We start from the raw sequence: 14,736 nt of genomic DNA on the forward strand, positions 1-14,736 counted from the left end.
CCACGCGAGCGCTCCCTGTTTTCCGGCAAGGCACCGCATGCGTCCACTTCAACCTATCAGCTCGGGCACCCGGCTGCTCTTCGGCTTGTTATTCTTCATCCTCTTCTTCGCGGCCTGGGGCTGCGCAACCCTCGGCGGCTATGTATCGAAGACTTTTCTCGCCGATCCGATCACCATGGTACGGGACGGCTATGACCTGCTCGTCAACCAGGGTTTCCTCTTCGATATCGGCATGACAGTCTGGCGCGTCGTTGGCGGCTTCATCCTCTCGGCGCTGGTCGCTGTGCCACTCGGTATCCTGATGGGCGCCTACAAGCCGGTCGAGGCATTGCTCGAACCCTTCGTCTCCTTCGCGCGCTACCTGCCGGCATCCGCCTTCGTCCCGCTGCTCATCCTGTGGGCCGGCATCGGCGAGACGCAGAAGCTGCTCGTCATCTTCATAGGCGCGGTTTTCCAGATCGTTCTCATGGTTGCGGTTGCCGTTTCCGGCACCCGCCGCGATCTCGTCGAGGCCGCCTATACGCTCGGCGCCCGAGATCGCGGGGTCGTGCGCCGCGTGCTCATTCCGGCAAACGCGCCCGATATCGCAGAGATCCTGCGCCTGGTACTCGGATGGGCGTGGACCTATGTCATCGTCGCCGAACTGATCGGGGCATCGTCCGGCATCGGCTACATGATCATCAACAGCCAGGCATTGCTTGCGACCGGGCAGATCATTTTCGGCATCATCGTCATCGGCCTGATCGGGCTCATTTCCGACTTCGCCTTCAAATGGCTGAACCGCTGGCTGTTTGCGTGGAGACTGGCATGAGCGAACTCGTCATCAGGGGCGTCAGCCGCACCTTTCCCGGCGTACGCGGCGGACAGCCGACACTTGCCTTGCAGCCGACCGATCTCGATATCCCCAAGAACGACTTCGTGACCGTGCTTGGCCCCTCCGGCTGCGGAAAATCGACGCTGCTGCGCATCATCGCCGGTCTCGACTTCCCCTCGACCGGCACGGTCACGCTGGAAGGGCGCGACGTGAAGGGACCAGGCGCCGACCGCGGCATGGTCTTTCAATCCTATACGCTTTTTCCATGGCTGACGGTGCGCGACAACATTGCCTTCGGCCTGCGTGAAAAGGGCATGGCGGAGAAGGAAAAGAACGAGATCGTCGCAAGCTATGTCGCCAAGGTCGGCTTGCGGGGCTTTGAAAATCATTGGCCCAAACAACTCTCCGGCGGCATGCAGCAAAGAACCGCGATTGCCCGCGCGCTTGCCAACAATCCTAAGATCCTGCTGCTCGACGAGCCCTTTGGCGCGCTCGACAACCAGACGCGCGGCCTCATGCAGGAATTGCTGCTCGGCATCTGGGAACGGGAGCAGAAAACCGTGATCTTCGTCACGCATGACATCGAAGAAGCCGTCTTCATGGCATCACGCGTCGTCACCATGACGGCACGTCCCGGAAAGATCAAATCGATCACGCCGGTCAATCTTCCGCATCCGCGCCATTATACGATCAAGGCGAGCCCGGAATTTTCAGAGCTGCGCCTCAAGCTGACGGAAGACATTCGCAGCGAAGCGATTGCGGCTGCCGAGCACGGATAACCGCTGACTTCCATATACAACTGACCTATTCCTCAAAAACCTTACCGCTGCGCGTTTCCAACCGATAGCGGTTTCCGGGATAGACAAGGCGCGCCATGGACACGACCTGGCTGGCCGACCAGGTGCGGCGACGGATGGCAAGGCATGGCTCATTCTGCAGAATGGTCAGGAGCTTGCACTCCCAGGTCCGCGGCGTCACCGCCTCGACGATATGTTCCGAACCACTCAAGGGGGCAGCCGCCGTCAGATAGGCATTCGGCGTCAGCGTCGAAAAATCTTGCGCCAGATAGTTGGGGGCGGCTTGCGGATTGACGAAGCGGTCCTCGATCTGAACCGGCACGCCGTTCTCGCTGTGGACGATCAGCGAATGGAAAACAGGCGCGCCGATATCGAGCTCCAAGGCGTCTGCAATGTCGGGAGAGGCCGTCTCTTCGGCCAAAACAATCACACTTGCCTTGTGAGCATGGCCGCGCTCGGCGATCTCGTCGGCAATGTTGCGCACCTCGAAAAGCGCCGAATGCCCCTTGCGTTCGGCCACGAAGGATCCGACGCCCTGAATGCGCACGAGCTCGCCTTCATTCGCCAGCTCCCGCAGCGCCCGGTTGGCAGTCATCTTGGAAACGCCGAGCTCCACCACCAGCTCGTTTTCAGAGGGGACGCGATGGCGCGGAGGCCATTCACCGCTGCGGATCCGGTCGAGAATAACCTGCTTGACGCCGGCATAAAGCGGGGCACTATCGTTTTCCGCCAACTCGCGCTTCATCTCGTTGGGACGCTTCATTGCCTATTCCCTTTGCAAAGATGGAATCTGCCTCTTAATCCGACTTTCCTCTTGCATATCACAAAATTTTTCATATGGTACCCTATACAACCTGCCGATCTGAAACTGAATAGTGGATCAAGGCGGGCAAGCCGGCGAAGATCGGCATTCATGCCGCAAGGTCTGTCCAATCTCAGAGGAGATCACATTAATGAAGCTCAGCACTGCTCTTCTTTCCTGCGCGATGACGGTAGCCGCCTTTGGCCCGGCCGCCGCCAAGGACTGGACGAAGGCGACCATCACGCTCGAAGGCGCCTACGCTCCCTGGAACCTCACCAATGCCGACGGCACGCTCGGAGGCTTCGAACCGGAACTCGCCAAGGTGCTCTGCGAACGCGCCAAGATCGAATGCACGCTGGTCGCCTCCGACTGGGATGGCATGATCCCGGCGTTGAATGCCGGTAAGTTCGACGTCATCATGGATGCGCTTTCGATCACCGATGAGCGCAAGCAGGTCATCGACTTCACCGTCCCCTATGCTGCGACACCGGCCGCCTTCGCCACCGCCAAGGATAGCCCGCTTGCCAACGCTTCCGGCACCGGCACAACGATCAAGATGACGCCCGGGCAGACCGGCGTGAAGGAAATCGAAGCCCTGAAGGAAGCCTTCAAGGGCAAGACGATCGGTATCCAGGCGGCAACGGTCTATGCAAAGTTCGTCTATGACAATTTCGGCAGCATCGCCGAAATCCGCGAATATAAGACCGGAGCTGACCGCGATCTCGACCTGCAGAACGGTCGTATCGATCTCGGCTTCGACGATGCTGTCTACTTCAACAACGCCTTCGAAGCCGCCAATGGCGCACTGACCTTCACCGGTCCGGAAATCGCCGGCTCGATCTGGGGTGAAGGCGAAGGCCTCGGCATCCGCAAGGCCGATACGGATCTGCGCGACAAGTTCAGCGAAGCGATAAAGTCCGCACTTGCAGACGGCACCGTCAAGAACCTTTCCATGAAGTGGTTCAAGGTCGACGTCAGCCCGCAGAACTGAGCTTTCAGCAGAAAGCCGTTCCGTGGTCTCCGCTTTCTGATCGGAGACCACGTGCTATTCTGACCCCGTCGTGATGACGAAGACAGCGCTGGGAAGGCCCATGGCGACACTCGAACTCATTGGTTTCGGTTCAACCGGATGGGGAGCGTTCCTCCTCCTCGGTGCGTTGCTCACGCTTTGCGTAACCGCCACGGCGCTCGCGATTGGCGCGGTACTCGGTGCGATCATCGCAGCCGCGAAGCTCTCAGGCAACGTCGTGCTCACCACGATCGGCCATGTCTATACCACGGTCTTCCGGGGTGTACCGGAGCTGCTGATCATCTATCTCATCTATTTTGGCGGCTCTTCGGCAGTGACCGCGATCGGCCAGTCGGTGGGCTATGAAGGTTTCCTCGGTCTGCCGTCCTTTGCCGCCGGTGCCCTTGCCGTCGGCATCATCTCCGGCGCCTATCAGGCGGAAGTCTATCGTGGCGCCTATCTTGCCATTTCCAAGGGCGAACTTGAGGCCGCCTCGGCAATCGGCATGCATCGTGGCCTCAGGTTTCGCCGCATTGTCATCCCGCAGGTCCTGCGCCTTGCCATTCCCGGCCTCGGCAATGTCTGGCAGTTAAGCTTGAAGGACTCGGCGCTGATTTCAGTTACCGGCCTTGCCGAGCTGATGCGATCGAGCCAGGTTGCCGCCGGTTCGACCCGGCAATATTTCCTCTTCTACATCGTCGGCGGCGCGCTCTATCTGATCCTGACCAGCCTGTCGGACCGCGTCTTCAACGGCGCCGAGCGCAAGGCCAATCGCAGTATGCCGGCTTCGGCCATGGGCCAGGCATAGGAGGAGCAGATGGATATCGCCTTCCTCTCCAGCACCATGGTCACGCTCTTGAAAGCCGTGCCGACGACGCTGATCCTGTTCTTCCTGTCGATCTTCTTCGGCGGGTTGCTGGCACTCATCATCGTCACCATGCGCGTCAGCGGCAATCCGATCCTCTCCAGCTTCGCCAAGGGCTATATCTTCGTCTTCCGCGGCTCGCCGCTCTTGATCCAGATGTTTCTGGTCTTTTACGGTCTCGCCCAGTTCAGTACCATCCGCAGCTCCTTTCTCTGGCCTTTCCTGCGCGAGCCGATGGTCTGCGCGATTCTTTCTCTGGCGCTCTGCACTGCCGGTTATTCCGCAGAGATCTTCCGCGGCGGCATCCGCGCCGTCTCGCCGAAGGAAATCGAGGCGGCCCGCGCCATCGGCATGTCCGGCTTCCTGATGGTGCGCCGTATCCTGGCCCCGATCGCTTTCCGACACGCGCTGCCAGCCTATTCGACCGAGATCGTGCTGATGATGAAGTCGACCGCGCTCGCCAGCCTCGTAACGGTCTGGGAAGTAACGGGTGTGGCACAGCGACTGATCTCGCAGACTTACCGCACAATGGAGGTCTTCCTATGTGCTGCCATCATCTACCTCGTTTTGAATTTCATCATCCTGCAGGCCATGTCCCTGCTTGAATACTGGCTGTCCCGACATCGCCGCGCCATTCCGCCGGCGCTGAAGGCCTGACCCGACTGAACGTGATTGGAGCTTCCATGCCCGGCGTAACCCGACTTTCGGTCCGCAATATCAGAAAGAGCTTCGGCACCCACGAGGTGCTGCGCGGCATATCGCTCGATGCTGAAGATGGCGATGTGATTTCGCTGCTCGGCGCTTCCGGCTCCGGCAAATCCACCTTCCTGCGCTGCATCAACCTGCTGGAGATCGCGTCCGATGGCGAGATCTGGGTCGACGGCGAACATATCCAGATGATCCACAAGAACGGCAAGACAAAGCCGGCGAGCCAGAAGCAGGTCGACCATATCCGCTCCGAACTCGGCATGGTCTTCCAGTCCTTCAATCTGTGGTCCCATATGACCATCCTGCAGAATGTCATCGAAGGACCGGTCCATGTCTTGAAACGGCCGCGGGCCGAATGCATTGCCGAAGCAGAAGCGCTCCTCGAAAAGGTTGGCATCGCCGACAAGCGCCACGCCTACCCGGCGCATCTCTCCGGCGGCCAGCAGCAGCGTGCAGCGATTGCCCGCGCGCTCGCCATGAAGCCGAAGGTCATGCTGTTCGACGAGCCGACATCAGCACTCGACCCGGAACTGGTCGGCGAAGTGCTGCGTGTCATGCGCGCGCTTGCCGAAGAAGGCATGACCATGCTCGTCGTCACCCACGAAATGAGCTTTGCCCGCAACGTCTCCAACCGCGTCGTCTTCATGCGCGAAGGGCTGGTCGAAAGCAGCGGAGCGCCGGACGAGATGTTCGGCGGCGGCGCATCACCAGCCTTCCGCCAGTTCATCGGCCATTTCGGAAGCGGACAATGACCATCACCATCGATCGGGTTGCCGGCTGGCGCGATATCGCTGATGTGGCCGAGGGCGAAACGCTTGCCCTGTCGCAGGCGGCATGGGATCGCATTAGCAACGCAAGCCGAATCGTCGAGCGGATCGTCGAGACCGGTGTCAGGGCCTATGGCATCAATACCGGCGTCGGCGCGCTATCAGATACGGTGGTCGACAGAGCGTCCCAAAGCCGGCTGTCGCGCAACATCCTCCTCAGCCATGCCGTTGGCGTCGGCGAGTTGCTGGCGCCGCGAGAGGTGCGTGCAATCATAGCCGCGCAGATCGCCAATTTTGCCCATGGTCATTCCGGCGTGCGCCCCGAAATCGTCCGCCATCTCGCCACGTTTCTCGAAAAGGGCTGCATTCCCGATGTTCCCTCCAAGGGTTCGGCGGGATACCTCACCCATAATGCCCACAATGCGCTGGTCCTGATCGGTGAAGGCAGCGCCCGCGTCAAGGGCAGGCCTATGAACGGCCGCGATGCGCTTACCGCCATCGGCCTCGAGCCTTTGGTGCTCGGTGCCAAGGAGGGCCTGAGCCTCGTCAACGGCACGACCTGCGCGACAGGGCTTGCAAGCGTTGCGCTCGCACGTGCCGAGCGGCTGCTCAACTGGGCCGACGCGATCGCAGCACTGACGCTTGAAGCCGCCGGCTGCCAGATGGCGGCCTTCGATGCAACTGTTCTTGCCCTGCGTCCCTCCAAGGGCATCGCCAACGTCGGAGCTTCGCTGCGCGCCCGGCTTTCCGGCAGCGGACTGATATCGGCCGCGCTCGGCAAACGGACACAGGATGCGCTGAGCCTTCGCGCGATCCCGCATGCCCATGGCGCAGCACGCGATGTCTTTGATGTCTCGGCCCTCGTCGTCGATCAGGAGCTTACCTCCGTCACCGACAATCCCGCCGTTTCAGGCACGCCCGAGAAGCCGGTCGTCTCCTCCGAAGCCCATGCGGTTGCTCCCGCTCTTGCACAGGCCGCCGACAGTCTTGCGACGGCGCTTGCGCAGATCTCCGCCATGAGCGAGCGGCGCACGGACCGTCTCGTCAATCCGCTAGTGAGCGGTCTGCCGCCGTTTCTCGCAAGCGATGCGGGCAGCAATTCCGGCTTCATGATCGCTCAGTATACGGCCGCAGCCCTTGCCAATGAGAACCGGCGGCTTGCAGCACCAGCTTCGACCGATGGCGGCATAACATCCGGCCTGCAGGAAGATTTCCTGGCGCATCCGACCGCAGCCGCCAACAAGCTTCTCGCGCTGATCGACAATGCCGAGTACATCATGGCGATCGAATTGATGGCTGCGGCGCAGGCTCACGAATTTCTTGTTGGTATCGCCCAGAGGGCGGCTGGTACGGATGTGATCTATCAGGCCGTACGCGCCGTCGTTTCTCCCTATTCCGACGACAGGCCGCTGTCGCGCGACATCGAGGCTCTGCGCGCACTGGTCCGCGAGACTGCGGCTCCGGCAATTCCCTGAGGAGACTTCAATGACCGCTCGCTTCGACGTCGCCGTTGTCGGCCTCGGCGCCATGGGGAGTGCCGCGCTCGCCTTTCTTGCCGCCCGCGGTGTCAAGGCGATCGGTTTCGATGCCTATTTTCCGGCCCATGCGCTGAGTTCTTCGCATGGCGACAGCCGCCTCATTCGGCTCGGCTATTTCGAAGACCCGTCCTATGTGCCGCTTCTCAAGCGCGCCTATCAGAACTGGCGGTCGCTTGAGGCGCGCCTACGCACCGATATCCTGACGATAACAGGCGTGCTGCAGATCGGCGCGCCCGACGGCAAGATCGTCTCCGGCACGCGCTCCTCCTGTGAGCTGCACGGACTTGCCCACGAAGCGCTCGACAAAGCAGAAATGGCCCGCCGCTTTCCGGCCTTCCAGCTCGATGACCACGAGATTGGCCTGCTTGATCCGCAGGGCGGCTATCTTCGTCCCGAAGCCGCAGTCATGGGCTACCTGAAACTTGCTGCCGAGGACGGCGCGGTGCTGCACTTCGGCGAAAAGGTGACGGCAGTCGAGCCTGATGATGCCGGTGTCACCATTGTTTCGGACACCGGCCAGTATCGCGTAAAAAAGATCGTGGTAGCGACCGGATCCTGGATTGCCGAACTTGTGCCGCAGCTCAGAAGGGCCGCCGTGCCGATCCGCCAGGTGGTCGCGTGGTATCAGCCGCAGGATGGCTTCGCGACGCAGCCGCAGCGCATGCCGTGCTTCCTGCGGGACGAGGGTGCGGAGGGCTCCTATTTCGGTTTCCCGGCAATCGGTGTCGATGGCGTGAAGATCGGCAGACACGCACATTTCCGCGAACCGATCGATCCCAATCAACCGAACCCGCCCGTCAACGAAGCCGACCTGGCCCTGCTCGACGGGTTTATCAGAAAGCGCGTTCCAGGCGCAGCCGGCCTTCGCGTGAAGGCAACGACCTGCCGTTATACGATGTTGCCAAGCGAGGATTTTCTTCTCGACCACATGCCTGGCGAGAAGAACGTTGTCGTCGCCTCACCCTGCTCCGGCCACGGCTTCAAGTTCACGAGCGTCATCGGCGAAATCCTGGCGGATCTTGCCATCGATGGACAGACCGACTTGCCCATCGACGCATTTTCCTTTGCCAGAATCTGAATCGGTTCCCGTGGCCGTCAGAAGCTGACGATGATCATAGCCAGTTCGGGACCGCGTGAATATGCAGCCTATCCGCAATTTCCCGCTTCTCGCGGTCGCTCCTCCGCCTAATCGGATCAGAAGATGCGGGGATCGTTCCGATAACGGTCAGGTACGGCTCCGGACGGCGGGGGATTTCCAGCGGCGGACTGTCGACGACCTCCAGGTCGAACAGGATGGTCCTCAATCGTGCGAGGCGCTGCTCGGCCCGGGGTTAGCACCTTCGTATAGCCCTTGCGCGCGACATGATCGAAGGTCATCTGAATGCAACGCTTAACCGTAAAAGGGTGTCGGTACTTTTCGCGGAAGCAGGTTCGTTCATACTTGGCAAAGTCAGCGAAGCAACGGATGCGCAGCGAACCAACCGGCTCTTCGCCGTCGTAAAAGACGAAATGCGTGGCCTGATGGTCATTACCATCGAAGATGAAGGAGGGCGAGATACCGTGCTCGTGGACAAAGCAGATACTTCTCACGATCATCGCATCCCGAATGGTCCGCGGTCGTTGCGACTTGACGCTTTTGACCCATGAAGGTGGATCTCAAAAGCCGATGATGTAAAGAGAACCCGCAGGATCTGCAGTCGAAGGATAGGCATGAAAGATCAGGAACTGAATTTAGCAATCGGCCGAAGATTACGCTCCGTGCGCGCTGCGCGCGGCTTCACCCAGAGCGAACTCGCAGCCCATATCGGTGTCGCGTTTCAGCAGATCCAGAAATACGAGAATGGTACGAACCGCCTGTCCGTCGCGGTCATGCTGCGGTTATGCGGCTTCATGAAGGTGGATGCCGGCTGGTTCGTCAACGGCATCGAAACCGAGGCGGGAGCTGGCATCGACGACGAGGCCACCTACCTTGCCGAGGAAATCGGGCGCATTTCCGACCCGAAGGTCCGATGCAATTTGAAGATGCTGGTCCACTCTCTGGCAGCCACCGATATGGCGAACTGACCCGTGCCGGCGCGTTTCCCCGATGAGGCTGCGCTCGGCATGAGCGGCCTCGCAACAGGTTTTGCGAGACCGCGCGTTTCTGCCAGCCTCAGGCGGCGTTCGGATAGCGGGCGGCGTACCAGGTCTTGAACAGACGGTACTGGTTTTCGAGATGGCGGCGCTGCGAATTACTGAGCTTGTCGGTCTCGTTGAAGTGCAGCGTGTATTCCTTCTCGCCGTTCAGCACCATCAGATACTTGTAGTGCAGAACGAGATCCGGACCCTCGTCATAGGTCGACAGAACCATCAGCGCCTCTTCGAGTTCTCGAGCGGCGCCGCGGGCGGCCGCATCGCCGTTGGCTGCCTGTTCGCAGAGCGAAACGAGATGCAGCACTTCCTTCGGCAGCGCGTTGCCGATGCCGGTGATGGCACCGCCTGCGCCGCAATTGACGAAGCCGTGATAGACGCCGGTATCGACGCCGACCATCAGCGTCAGCGCATCGTCGCCCGACGTGATGTTTTCGGCCGCATAGGTCATATCGCTCTTGCCGCCGAACTCCTTGAAGCCGACGAGGTTAGAGAAGCGGGAGCGCAGATCGAAGAACAGGTCGGCGCGCGTCGCAAAGCCATAGTAGGGGCTATTGTAGATGACGGCCGGCAGGCCCTTGGCCGCTTCGAGGATCGCCGAAAAATGGTCCCGCTGGGCCGAAACGGACGAACCGCGCGACAGGACGCGGGGGATGACCATCAATCCCTTGGCGCCGACGGCCGCCGCATGAGCGGCATGGGAAACGGCCGACTTGGTGTTGACGGCACCGGTGCCGACGATAACGGGAACACCCGCCTCGACGAGGCGCTTGACACCTTCCTGACGCTGTTCGTCGGTCAAGAGCGGCCAGTCGCCCATCGAGCCACAATAGACGACGGCGGACATGCCGAGGCCGATCAATTCCTTGCCCTTGCGGGCAAGCGCGTCGAAATTTGGGGTGCGATCGTCGTTGCAGGGCGTCATGAGCGCCGGGATGCAGCCTTGGAATACGGAACCAGTCATCGCCTATCTCTCGTTCTCTGGAAAACTCCCGGACAGCGGGGTTGATGAGGCATGTAGCACCTTGCCGACTTCTTGTCGACAAGAAAAATACAGAAAACGATCTTCGTTCAATGCTGAACGAGGCACTGCAGTGTTTTGGGGCGGCTAGAGCGCCAGCTTAGTGTTCTGGCGCGAATCGGCGGTAATATAGGAGCGGATTTGGCCGACGATCTGATCGGCGTGAGCAGATGCCAGCTTGTCGGCCAGCGTGACGTCGCGCTCGACGATCGCCCGGATCATCTCCTCGTGCTCACCGACATATTGGCGCGGCAGCACATCGTTGAAGGAAGAATAGTAGAGCCTAAGAATGCGGCGACCTTCATCCAGCAGCCGGGTGAAAAGCTCGACGTAATATCTGTTCCGACCGGCCTGGGCGATCGCGATATGGAAGTCGCGATTGGTCGAAATCATACCGAGCACATCGCGGTTGGTGACCGCCGTCTCGAAAGCCTTCTGCTGCACAAGGATGGCGGCGATATCGCTTTCGGCGTGATTGGCAGCCGCAAGCCGGGTGGTGACGCGGTACATCAGCGTCAGCGCGTCGAAAAATTCCGGCAGGCCGAGGAAGTCGATGTTCGAGACGATCGTCGCGCGGTTGGTGAGCGTGGTGATCAGACCTTCGGCGGCAAGCCGCACCAGGGCTTCACGGATCGGCGTGCGCGACAGCGCAAAGCGATCCGACAGCTGCTGTTCGTCGATCGGGCTGCCCGGCGGCAATTTCAGCTCGATAATCTCATTTCGAAGCGTCTCATAGACCGTCGATACGCCGGAGCCGCGCCTGTGCGTTTGCAGTTTTTCGGTCTCGTCCACGCGCTCATCGTCCTTTCAAGCAGCAGAGCTCATGCCCTTCTACTAGCGAATCCGCAAAGAGACTTCAAATCGAATATACTTTCTGTCGGCAGATGGAATTTTGAATGTTCCTCCACTTCGGCAAGGAGACGGACGGCGCCTATTCCTTGCGCTTGCCGACGCGCAAGGCGTCGCTCAATTCCATCCGCGCCGTGCCGATCAGTTGCTCCATGGCAAAACGCGCTGCGTCGGGCCGCCGCATGCGGATAGCATCAAGCACGTCCTGATGCCGGGCGATCGCGTAATCATGGCTCTGGCTTGCCCGGTTGGTCAGGCGGAAGCTTGCCAGCAGGGCGGCGCGGATGGCGGTGGCAAACTGGCGGAAGACCCAGTTGCCGCTGGCATTGATGATGGCGGTATGAAATTCGAGGTCGGCTTGGCTCCAGGCCTCATTGTCGCGGGCGTTGGCCGCCACCATGTCCTCGAAGGCTGCGGCGATCTGGGCGAGCTGTTTGGCTGTGGCGTTCGCAGCCGCCTGTGCGGCAGCCGCCGGCTCCAGCAGCTGGCGGGCATCGAGGAGCGAATCGTAAAAGCTGCGGTCGTCGCTGAATTCGAGCGTCGCATCGAGGACCATCGGATCGAGGTGATTCCAGTTCTCGCGCGGCAGCACAGTGGTGCCGGCACGCGTGCGGGAGCGGATCATGCCGAGCGCCGACAGATATTGCATCGCCTCCCGAAGACTGGTGCGGCTGACGCCATAGACGTCGGAGAGCTCGGCTTCATTCGGAAGCAGCGAGCCTTCGGCAATGTCACCGGACACGATCTGCCTGATGAGCTTTTTCAACAGCTCCTCGCGCACCGTGCGCCGTCCCTGTTCTGGGTTGGGTGACGTACTCCCCGTTCGCAGAAGTCCCGATCGCGTGCTCATAATGTCCCCCGTACCGCCGGTTTCGTTGTCACCATGAGCTGCGCCATGTTTTCCAATCAATGTGCAACCGCAGGCTCAGCGGGCTTCCCCAACAAATCTGATCATCACGCGCGACTGCCGCGCCCGGCGGCCGACGAGCGCATATTGTCGAGCAGGACAGCGATCAGCAGAATAAGACCGCGTACCACATATTGATAGAAGGCCTGAATGTTGAGCAGGTTCATGACGTTTTCCGCAATGCCCATGATCAGCACACCGACGATCACGCCGGTCATCGCCGCGCGGCCACCGGCAAGCGACACGCCGCCGAGCACGCAGGCCGAGATCACGGAAAGCTCAAGTCCGGTCGCGGCATTCGGCTGGCCGGAGGTGATGCGCGATGCGAGCAGGATGCCGGCGATGGCGCAGACGAGACCCTGCAGCGCGAAGATCCAGATACGCATATTGACGACATTGACGCCGGCAAGGCGCGAAGCTTCCGGATTGCCGCCGATCGCCAGCGTGTTCTTGCCGAAGACGGTGCGGTTCAGCACGAAGCCGAAGACGATGAAGAGCAGGATCATGATCCAGATCGGCGTCGGCACCGTCAGGAAACGCGACAGCGCCAGCTGGTAGAAGGCCGGATCGTTGATGCCGACGGCGCGCCCATCGGACGCGATCAGCGCCAGGCCGCGGACGATCTGCATGGTGGCGAGCGTGGTGATCAGCGCGTTGATGCGGAAACGGGCGATGACCACGCCGTTGACGACGCCGACGATGCTGCCGCAGATCAGGGCTGCCAGCAGGCCAAGCGGAATGGAGCCGATCGAGTTGGACACCATCACGGCGATCATACCGGAAAAGGCGACAGTGGAGCCGACCGAGAGGTCGAAGTCGCGTGAGGCAAGGCAGAACATCATGGTGCAGGCGACGATGCCGATCGTCACCACGGACTGCAGGAGGCCCAGCATATTGCGTTCGGTCAGGAAGCTCGGCACGGTCAGCGATACGATCACGAACGCGATCGCGAAGATCACCACCAGACCCTGTTCGCCGAGAAGGATTTTTTTCAACGCGTTCATACTGCTCTTCCTGAAATTAAACTGTGCCGGCGGCATTCTTATCGGGCAGCGCCGCGGTCAGAATGCTGCGCTCGTCGAAATCGGCACGCGCCACATTGGCGGCGACGCGGCCCTGGCACATGACCATGATGCGATCGGAAATGCCCATGACCTCCGGCAACTCGCTGGAGATGACGACGATCGCCATGCCGCCGGCGGCGAGTTCGTAGAGGATTTCATAGATCTCCGACTTGGCGCCGACATCGATGCCGCGCGTCGGCTCGTCGATAACAAGCACCTTGACGCCCTGTTCGGAGAGCCAGCGGCCAAGAATGACCTTCTGCTGGTTGCCGCCGGAGAGATTGATGATGTCCTGCTTGCGCGAAGGTGTGCGCACCCGAAGCTTGGCAATGAACTGCTCGGCGACCGAGGCTTCCTTCTTCGGGCTCAAGACGCCGAAAGGCGAGAAATGACGACGCGAGGAGATGGCGATGTTTTCCTCGATCGACCGGCCCTGAATGATGCCGTCGAATTTGCGATCCTCCGGGCAGAGCACCATGCCGGCGCTGATCGCCGCCTTCGGGTTGTTGGGGGAAACGACCACGCCGTCGATTGTGACGCTGCCTTGATGGCGATGGTCGGCACCATAAAGCAGCCGAGCCATCTCGCTTCGACCCGCGCCAATCAGGCCGAAGAAGCCGAGAATTTCACCCTTGCGGACGGAGAAGCTGATGGGTGTGCGAAGCTTGGAGCCCGAGAGGACCTTGACCTCGAGGCGCGGCTCGCCAAGCGGCCGCTCGCGCCAGCCCCAGATGTTGCTGATCTCGCGCCCGACCATTTCGGCAATGATCTGCTCGCGCGTCGTCTCAGCAACTTTGGGATGATGGGCGGCGAGCCTGCCGTCGCGCAACACCGTCAGGCTGTCGCAGAGACGGAAGATCTCGTCAAGGCGGTGGGAGACGTAAAGGATGACCGTGCCCTTGGTCTTGAGCTTGCCGATCAACGTGAAGAGAATTTCGCTTTCGCGCGAGGAGAGAGACGAAGTCGGCTCGTCGAGCGCGATCACCCGCGCATCGAGCATCACGGCCTTGGCGATCTCGACCATCTGGCGGGCGCCGATCGAAAGAGAAGACACTTTTGCGGAAGGGTCGACATCGATGCCGATCTCATCGAGCCTGGCGCGCACGGTCTCGATCAGTGTCTTGCCGTTGATGACACCGGCCTTGCCGGGAAAACGGCCGAGCCAGAGGTTTTCGGCAACGGTCAGTTCTGGAACGAGCTGCAGCTCCTGATGGATGACGATGACGCCGGCATGGAAGGCATCGCGGACGGAGCTGTATTTCTGCTCGACGCCATCGATGAGAATGCTGCCTTCATCAGCCGACTGATCGCCGGAGAGCACGCGGATCAACGTGGACTTGCCGGCACCGTTTTCGCCCATCAGCCCGTGCACGGCGCCCTTTTCGACACCGAAGGAGACGTTGGACAGTGCCTGGACGCCGGGATAGCCCTTGGAAATGGAATTGAATTCGAGGAAAGCCATCAT

At 60.8% G+C, this 14,736-nt stretch carries 16 protein-coding genes; 10 read left to right on the top strand and 6 right to left on the bottom strand.

Going from position 1 to position 14,736, the window contains the following annotated elements; translation table 11 throughout:
* Window positions 1-37 precede the first annotated feature (37 nt).
* Window positions 38-811, top strand: a complete 774-nt coding sequence (locus tag JNB85_RS02570; protein WP_220332819.1) for an ABC transporter permease — start codon at window positions 38-40, stop codon at window positions 809-811.
* Window positions 808-1,593 carry an ABC transporter ATP-binding protein gene (locus JNB85_RS02575; protein WP_220332820.1) on the top strand — a complete coding sequence of 262 codons (786 nt, stop codon included), beginning with the start codon at window positions 808-810 and terminating at the stop codon, window positions 1,591-1,593. Before JNB85_RS02570 ends, JNB85_RS02575 begins: the two co-directional genes overlap by 4 nt.
* Window positions 1,594-1,618: 25 nt before the next feature.
* Here the strand turns inward: JNB85_RS02575 and hutC are convergent, their stop codons facing one another.
* Window positions 1,619-2,374: a histidine utilization repressor gene (gene hutC, locus JNB85_RS02580; protein WP_220332821.1), complete on the bottom strand. Its 756-nt coding sequence runs from the start codon at window positions 2,372-2,374 to the stop codon at window positions 1,619-1,621.
* A gap of 190 nt (window positions 2,375-2,564) precedes the next feature.
* Between hutC and JNB85_RS02585 the strand changes: the two genes are divergently transcribed.
* The 8 genes from JNB85_RS02585 (at window position 2,565) to JNB85_RS02620 (ending at window position 9,364) form a co-directional block, all read left to right on the top strand.
* Window positions 2,565-3,404, top strand: a complete 840-nt coding sequence (locus JNB85_RS02585; RefSeq protein WP_220332822.1) for a transporter substrate-binding domain-containing protein — start codon at window positions 2,565-2,567, stop codon at window positions 3,402-3,404.
* A 100-nt stretch (window positions 3,405-3,504) separates the two neighbouring features.
* Window positions 3,505-4,230, top strand: coding sequence for an ABC transporter permease (locus JNB85_RS02590; protein WP_220332823.1), 726 nt, complete (start codon window positions 3,505-3,507; stop codon window positions 4,228-4,230).
* 9 nt (window positions 4,231-4,239) lie between these two features.
* The gene (locus tag JNB85_RS02595) at window positions 4,240-4,944 is read left to right on the top strand and encodes an ABC transporter permease (RefSeq protein ID WP_220332824.1); all 705 of its coding nucleotides are present in this window, start codon (window positions 4,240-4,242) and stop codon (window positions 4,942-4,944) included.
* Between the two features lie 26 nt (window positions 4,945-4,970).
* Window positions 4,971-5,747 (top strand): ABC transporter ATP-binding protein, encoded by a 777-nt coding sequence (locus tag JNB85_RS02600; RefSeq protein WP_220332825.1) that lies wholly within the window; start codon window positions 4,971-4,973, stop codon window positions 5,745-5,747.
* Window positions 5,744-7,237 (top strand): HAL/PAL/TAL family ammonia-lyase, encoded by a 1,494-nt coding sequence (locus tag JNB85_RS02605; RefSeq protein WP_220332826.1) that lies wholly within the window; start codon window positions 5,744-5,746, stop codon window positions 7,235-7,237. Before JNB85_RS02600 ends, JNB85_RS02605 begins: the two co-directional genes overlap by 4 nt.
* Window positions 7,238-7,247: 10 nt before the next feature.
* Window positions 7,248-8,378: an N-methyl-L-tryptophan oxidase gene (gene solA, locus JNB85_RS02610; protein WP_220332827.1), complete on the top strand. Its 1,131-nt coding sequence runs from the start codon at window positions 7,248-7,250 to the stop codon at window positions 8,376-8,378.
* A gap of 284 nt (window positions 8,379-8,662) precedes the next feature.
* Window positions 8,663-8,947: a hypothetical protein gene (locus JNB85_RS02615; protein ID WP_220332828.1), complete on the top strand. Its 285-nt coding sequence runs from the start codon at window positions 8,663-8,665 to the stop codon at window positions 8,945-8,947.
* Window positions 8,948-9,010: 63 nt separating this feature from the next.
* Window positions 9,011-9,364, top strand: coding sequence for a helix-turn-helix domain-containing protein (locus tag JNB85_RS02620; RefSeq protein ID WP_220332829.1), 354 nt, complete (start codon window positions 9,011-9,013; stop codon window positions 9,362-9,364).
* A gap of 88 nt (window positions 9,365-9,452) precedes the next feature.
* Here the strand turns inward: JNB85_RS02620 and JNB85_RS02625 are convergent, their stop codons facing one another.
* From JNB85_RS02625 to araG, 5 genes are all read right to left on the bottom strand, one after another.
* Window positions 9,453-10,394 (bottom strand): dihydrodipicolinate synthase family protein, encoded by a 942-nt coding sequence (locus tag JNB85_RS02625; protein WP_220332830.1) that lies wholly within the window; start codon window positions 10,392-10,394, stop codon window positions 9,453-9,455.
* Between the two features lie 144 nt (window positions 10,395-10,538).
* The gene (locus tag JNB85_RS02630) at window positions 10,539-11,243 is read right to left on the bottom strand and encodes a GntR family transcriptional regulator (protein WP_220332831.1); all 705 of its coding nucleotides are present in this window, start codon (window positions 11,241-11,243) and stop codon (window positions 10,539-10,541) included.
* Between the two features lie 139 nt (window positions 11,244-11,382).
* Entirely contained in the window at window positions 11,383-12,150 is a 768-nt protein-coding gene (locus JNB85_RS02635) for a FadR/GntR family transcriptional regulator (protein WP_220332832.1), read from the bottom strand.
* 104 nt (window positions 12,151-12,254) lie between these two features.
* Window positions 12,255-13,211 (bottom strand): L-arabinose ABC transporter permease AraH, encoded by a 957-nt coding sequence (araH, locus tag JNB85_RS02640; RefSeq protein WP_220332833.1) that lies wholly within the window; start codon window positions 13,209-13,211, stop codon window positions 12,255-12,257.
* 16 nt (window positions 13,212-13,227) lie between these two features.
* Window positions 13,228-14,733 carry an L-arabinose ABC transporter ATP-binding protein AraG gene (gene araG, locus JNB85_RS02645; RefSeq protein ID WP_220332834.1) on the bottom strand — a complete coding sequence of 502 codons (1,506 nt, stop codon included), beginning with the start codon at window positions 14,731-14,733 and terminating at the stop codon, window positions 13,228-13,230.
* Window positions 14,734-14,736 lie beyond the last annotated feature (3 nt).

The sequence above is a fragment of the Rhizobium mesosinicum genome (assembly GCF_019511345.1).
Lineage (GTDB): Bacteria > Pseudomonadota > Alphaproteobacteria > Rhizobiales > Rhizobiaceae > Rhizobium > Rhizobium mesosinicum.

Excerpts from the sequence above, each read along its gene's own strand:
- JNB85_RS02570 (WP_220332819.1), top strand. The coding sequence starts at position 38 with ATGCGTCCACTTCAACCTATCAGCTCGGGCACCCGGCTGCTCTTCGGC.
- JNB85_RS02575 (WP_220332820.1), top strand. The coding sequence starts at position 808 with ATGAGCGAACTCGTCATCAGGGGCGTCAGCCGCACCTTTCCCGGCGTA.
- hutC (WP_220332821.1), bottom strand. The coding sequence starts at position 2,374 with ATGAAGCGTCCCAACGAGATGAAGCGCGAGTTGGCGGAAAACGATAGT.
- JNB85_RS02585 (WP_220332822.1), top strand. The coding sequence starts at position 2,565 with ATGAAGCTCAGCACTGCTCTTCTTTCCTGCGCGATGACGGTAGCCGCC.
- JNB85_RS02590 (WP_220332823.1), top strand. The coding sequence starts at position 3,505 with ATGGCGACACTCGAACTCATTGGTTTCGGTTCAACCGGATGGGGAGCG.
- JNB85_RS02595 (WP_220332824.1), top strand. The coding sequence starts at position 4,240 with ATGGATATCGCCTTCCTCTCCAGCACCATGGTCACGCTCTTGAAAGCC.
- JNB85_RS02600 (WP_220332825.1), top strand. The coding sequence starts at position 4,971 with ATGCCCGGCGTAACCCGACTTTCGGTCCGCAATATCAGAAAGAGCTTC.
- JNB85_RS02605 (WP_220332826.1), top strand. The coding sequence starts at position 5,744 with ATGACCATCACCATCGATCGGGTTGCCGGCTGGCGCGATATCGCTGAT.
- solA (WP_220332827.1), top strand. The coding sequence starts at position 7,248 with ATGACCGCTCGCTTCGACGTCGCCGTTGTCGGCCTCGGCGCCATGGGG.
- JNB85_RS02615 (WP_220332828.1), top strand. The coding sequence starts at position 8,663 with ATGATCGAAGGTCATCTGAATGCAACGCTTAACCGTAAAAGGGTGTCG.
- JNB85_RS02620 (WP_220332829.1), top strand. The coding sequence starts at position 9,011 with ATGAAAGATCAGGAACTGAATTTAGCAATCGGCCGAAGATTACGCTCC.
- JNB85_RS02625 (WP_220332830.1), bottom strand. The coding sequence starts at position 10,394 with ATGACTGGTTCCGTATTCCAAGGCTGCATCCCGGCGCTCATGACGCCC.
- JNB85_RS02635 (WP_220332832.1), bottom strand. The coding sequence starts at position 12,150 with ATGAGCACGCGATCGGGACTTCTGCGAACGGGGAGTACGTCACCCAAC.
- araH (WP_220332833.1), bottom strand. The coding sequence starts at position 13,211 with ATGAACGCGTTGAAAAAAATCCTTCTCGGCGAACAGGGTCTGGTGGTG.
- araG (WP_220332834.1), bottom strand. The coding sequence starts at position 14,733 with ATGGCTTTCCTCGAATTCAATTCCATTTCCAAGGGCTATCCCGGCGTC.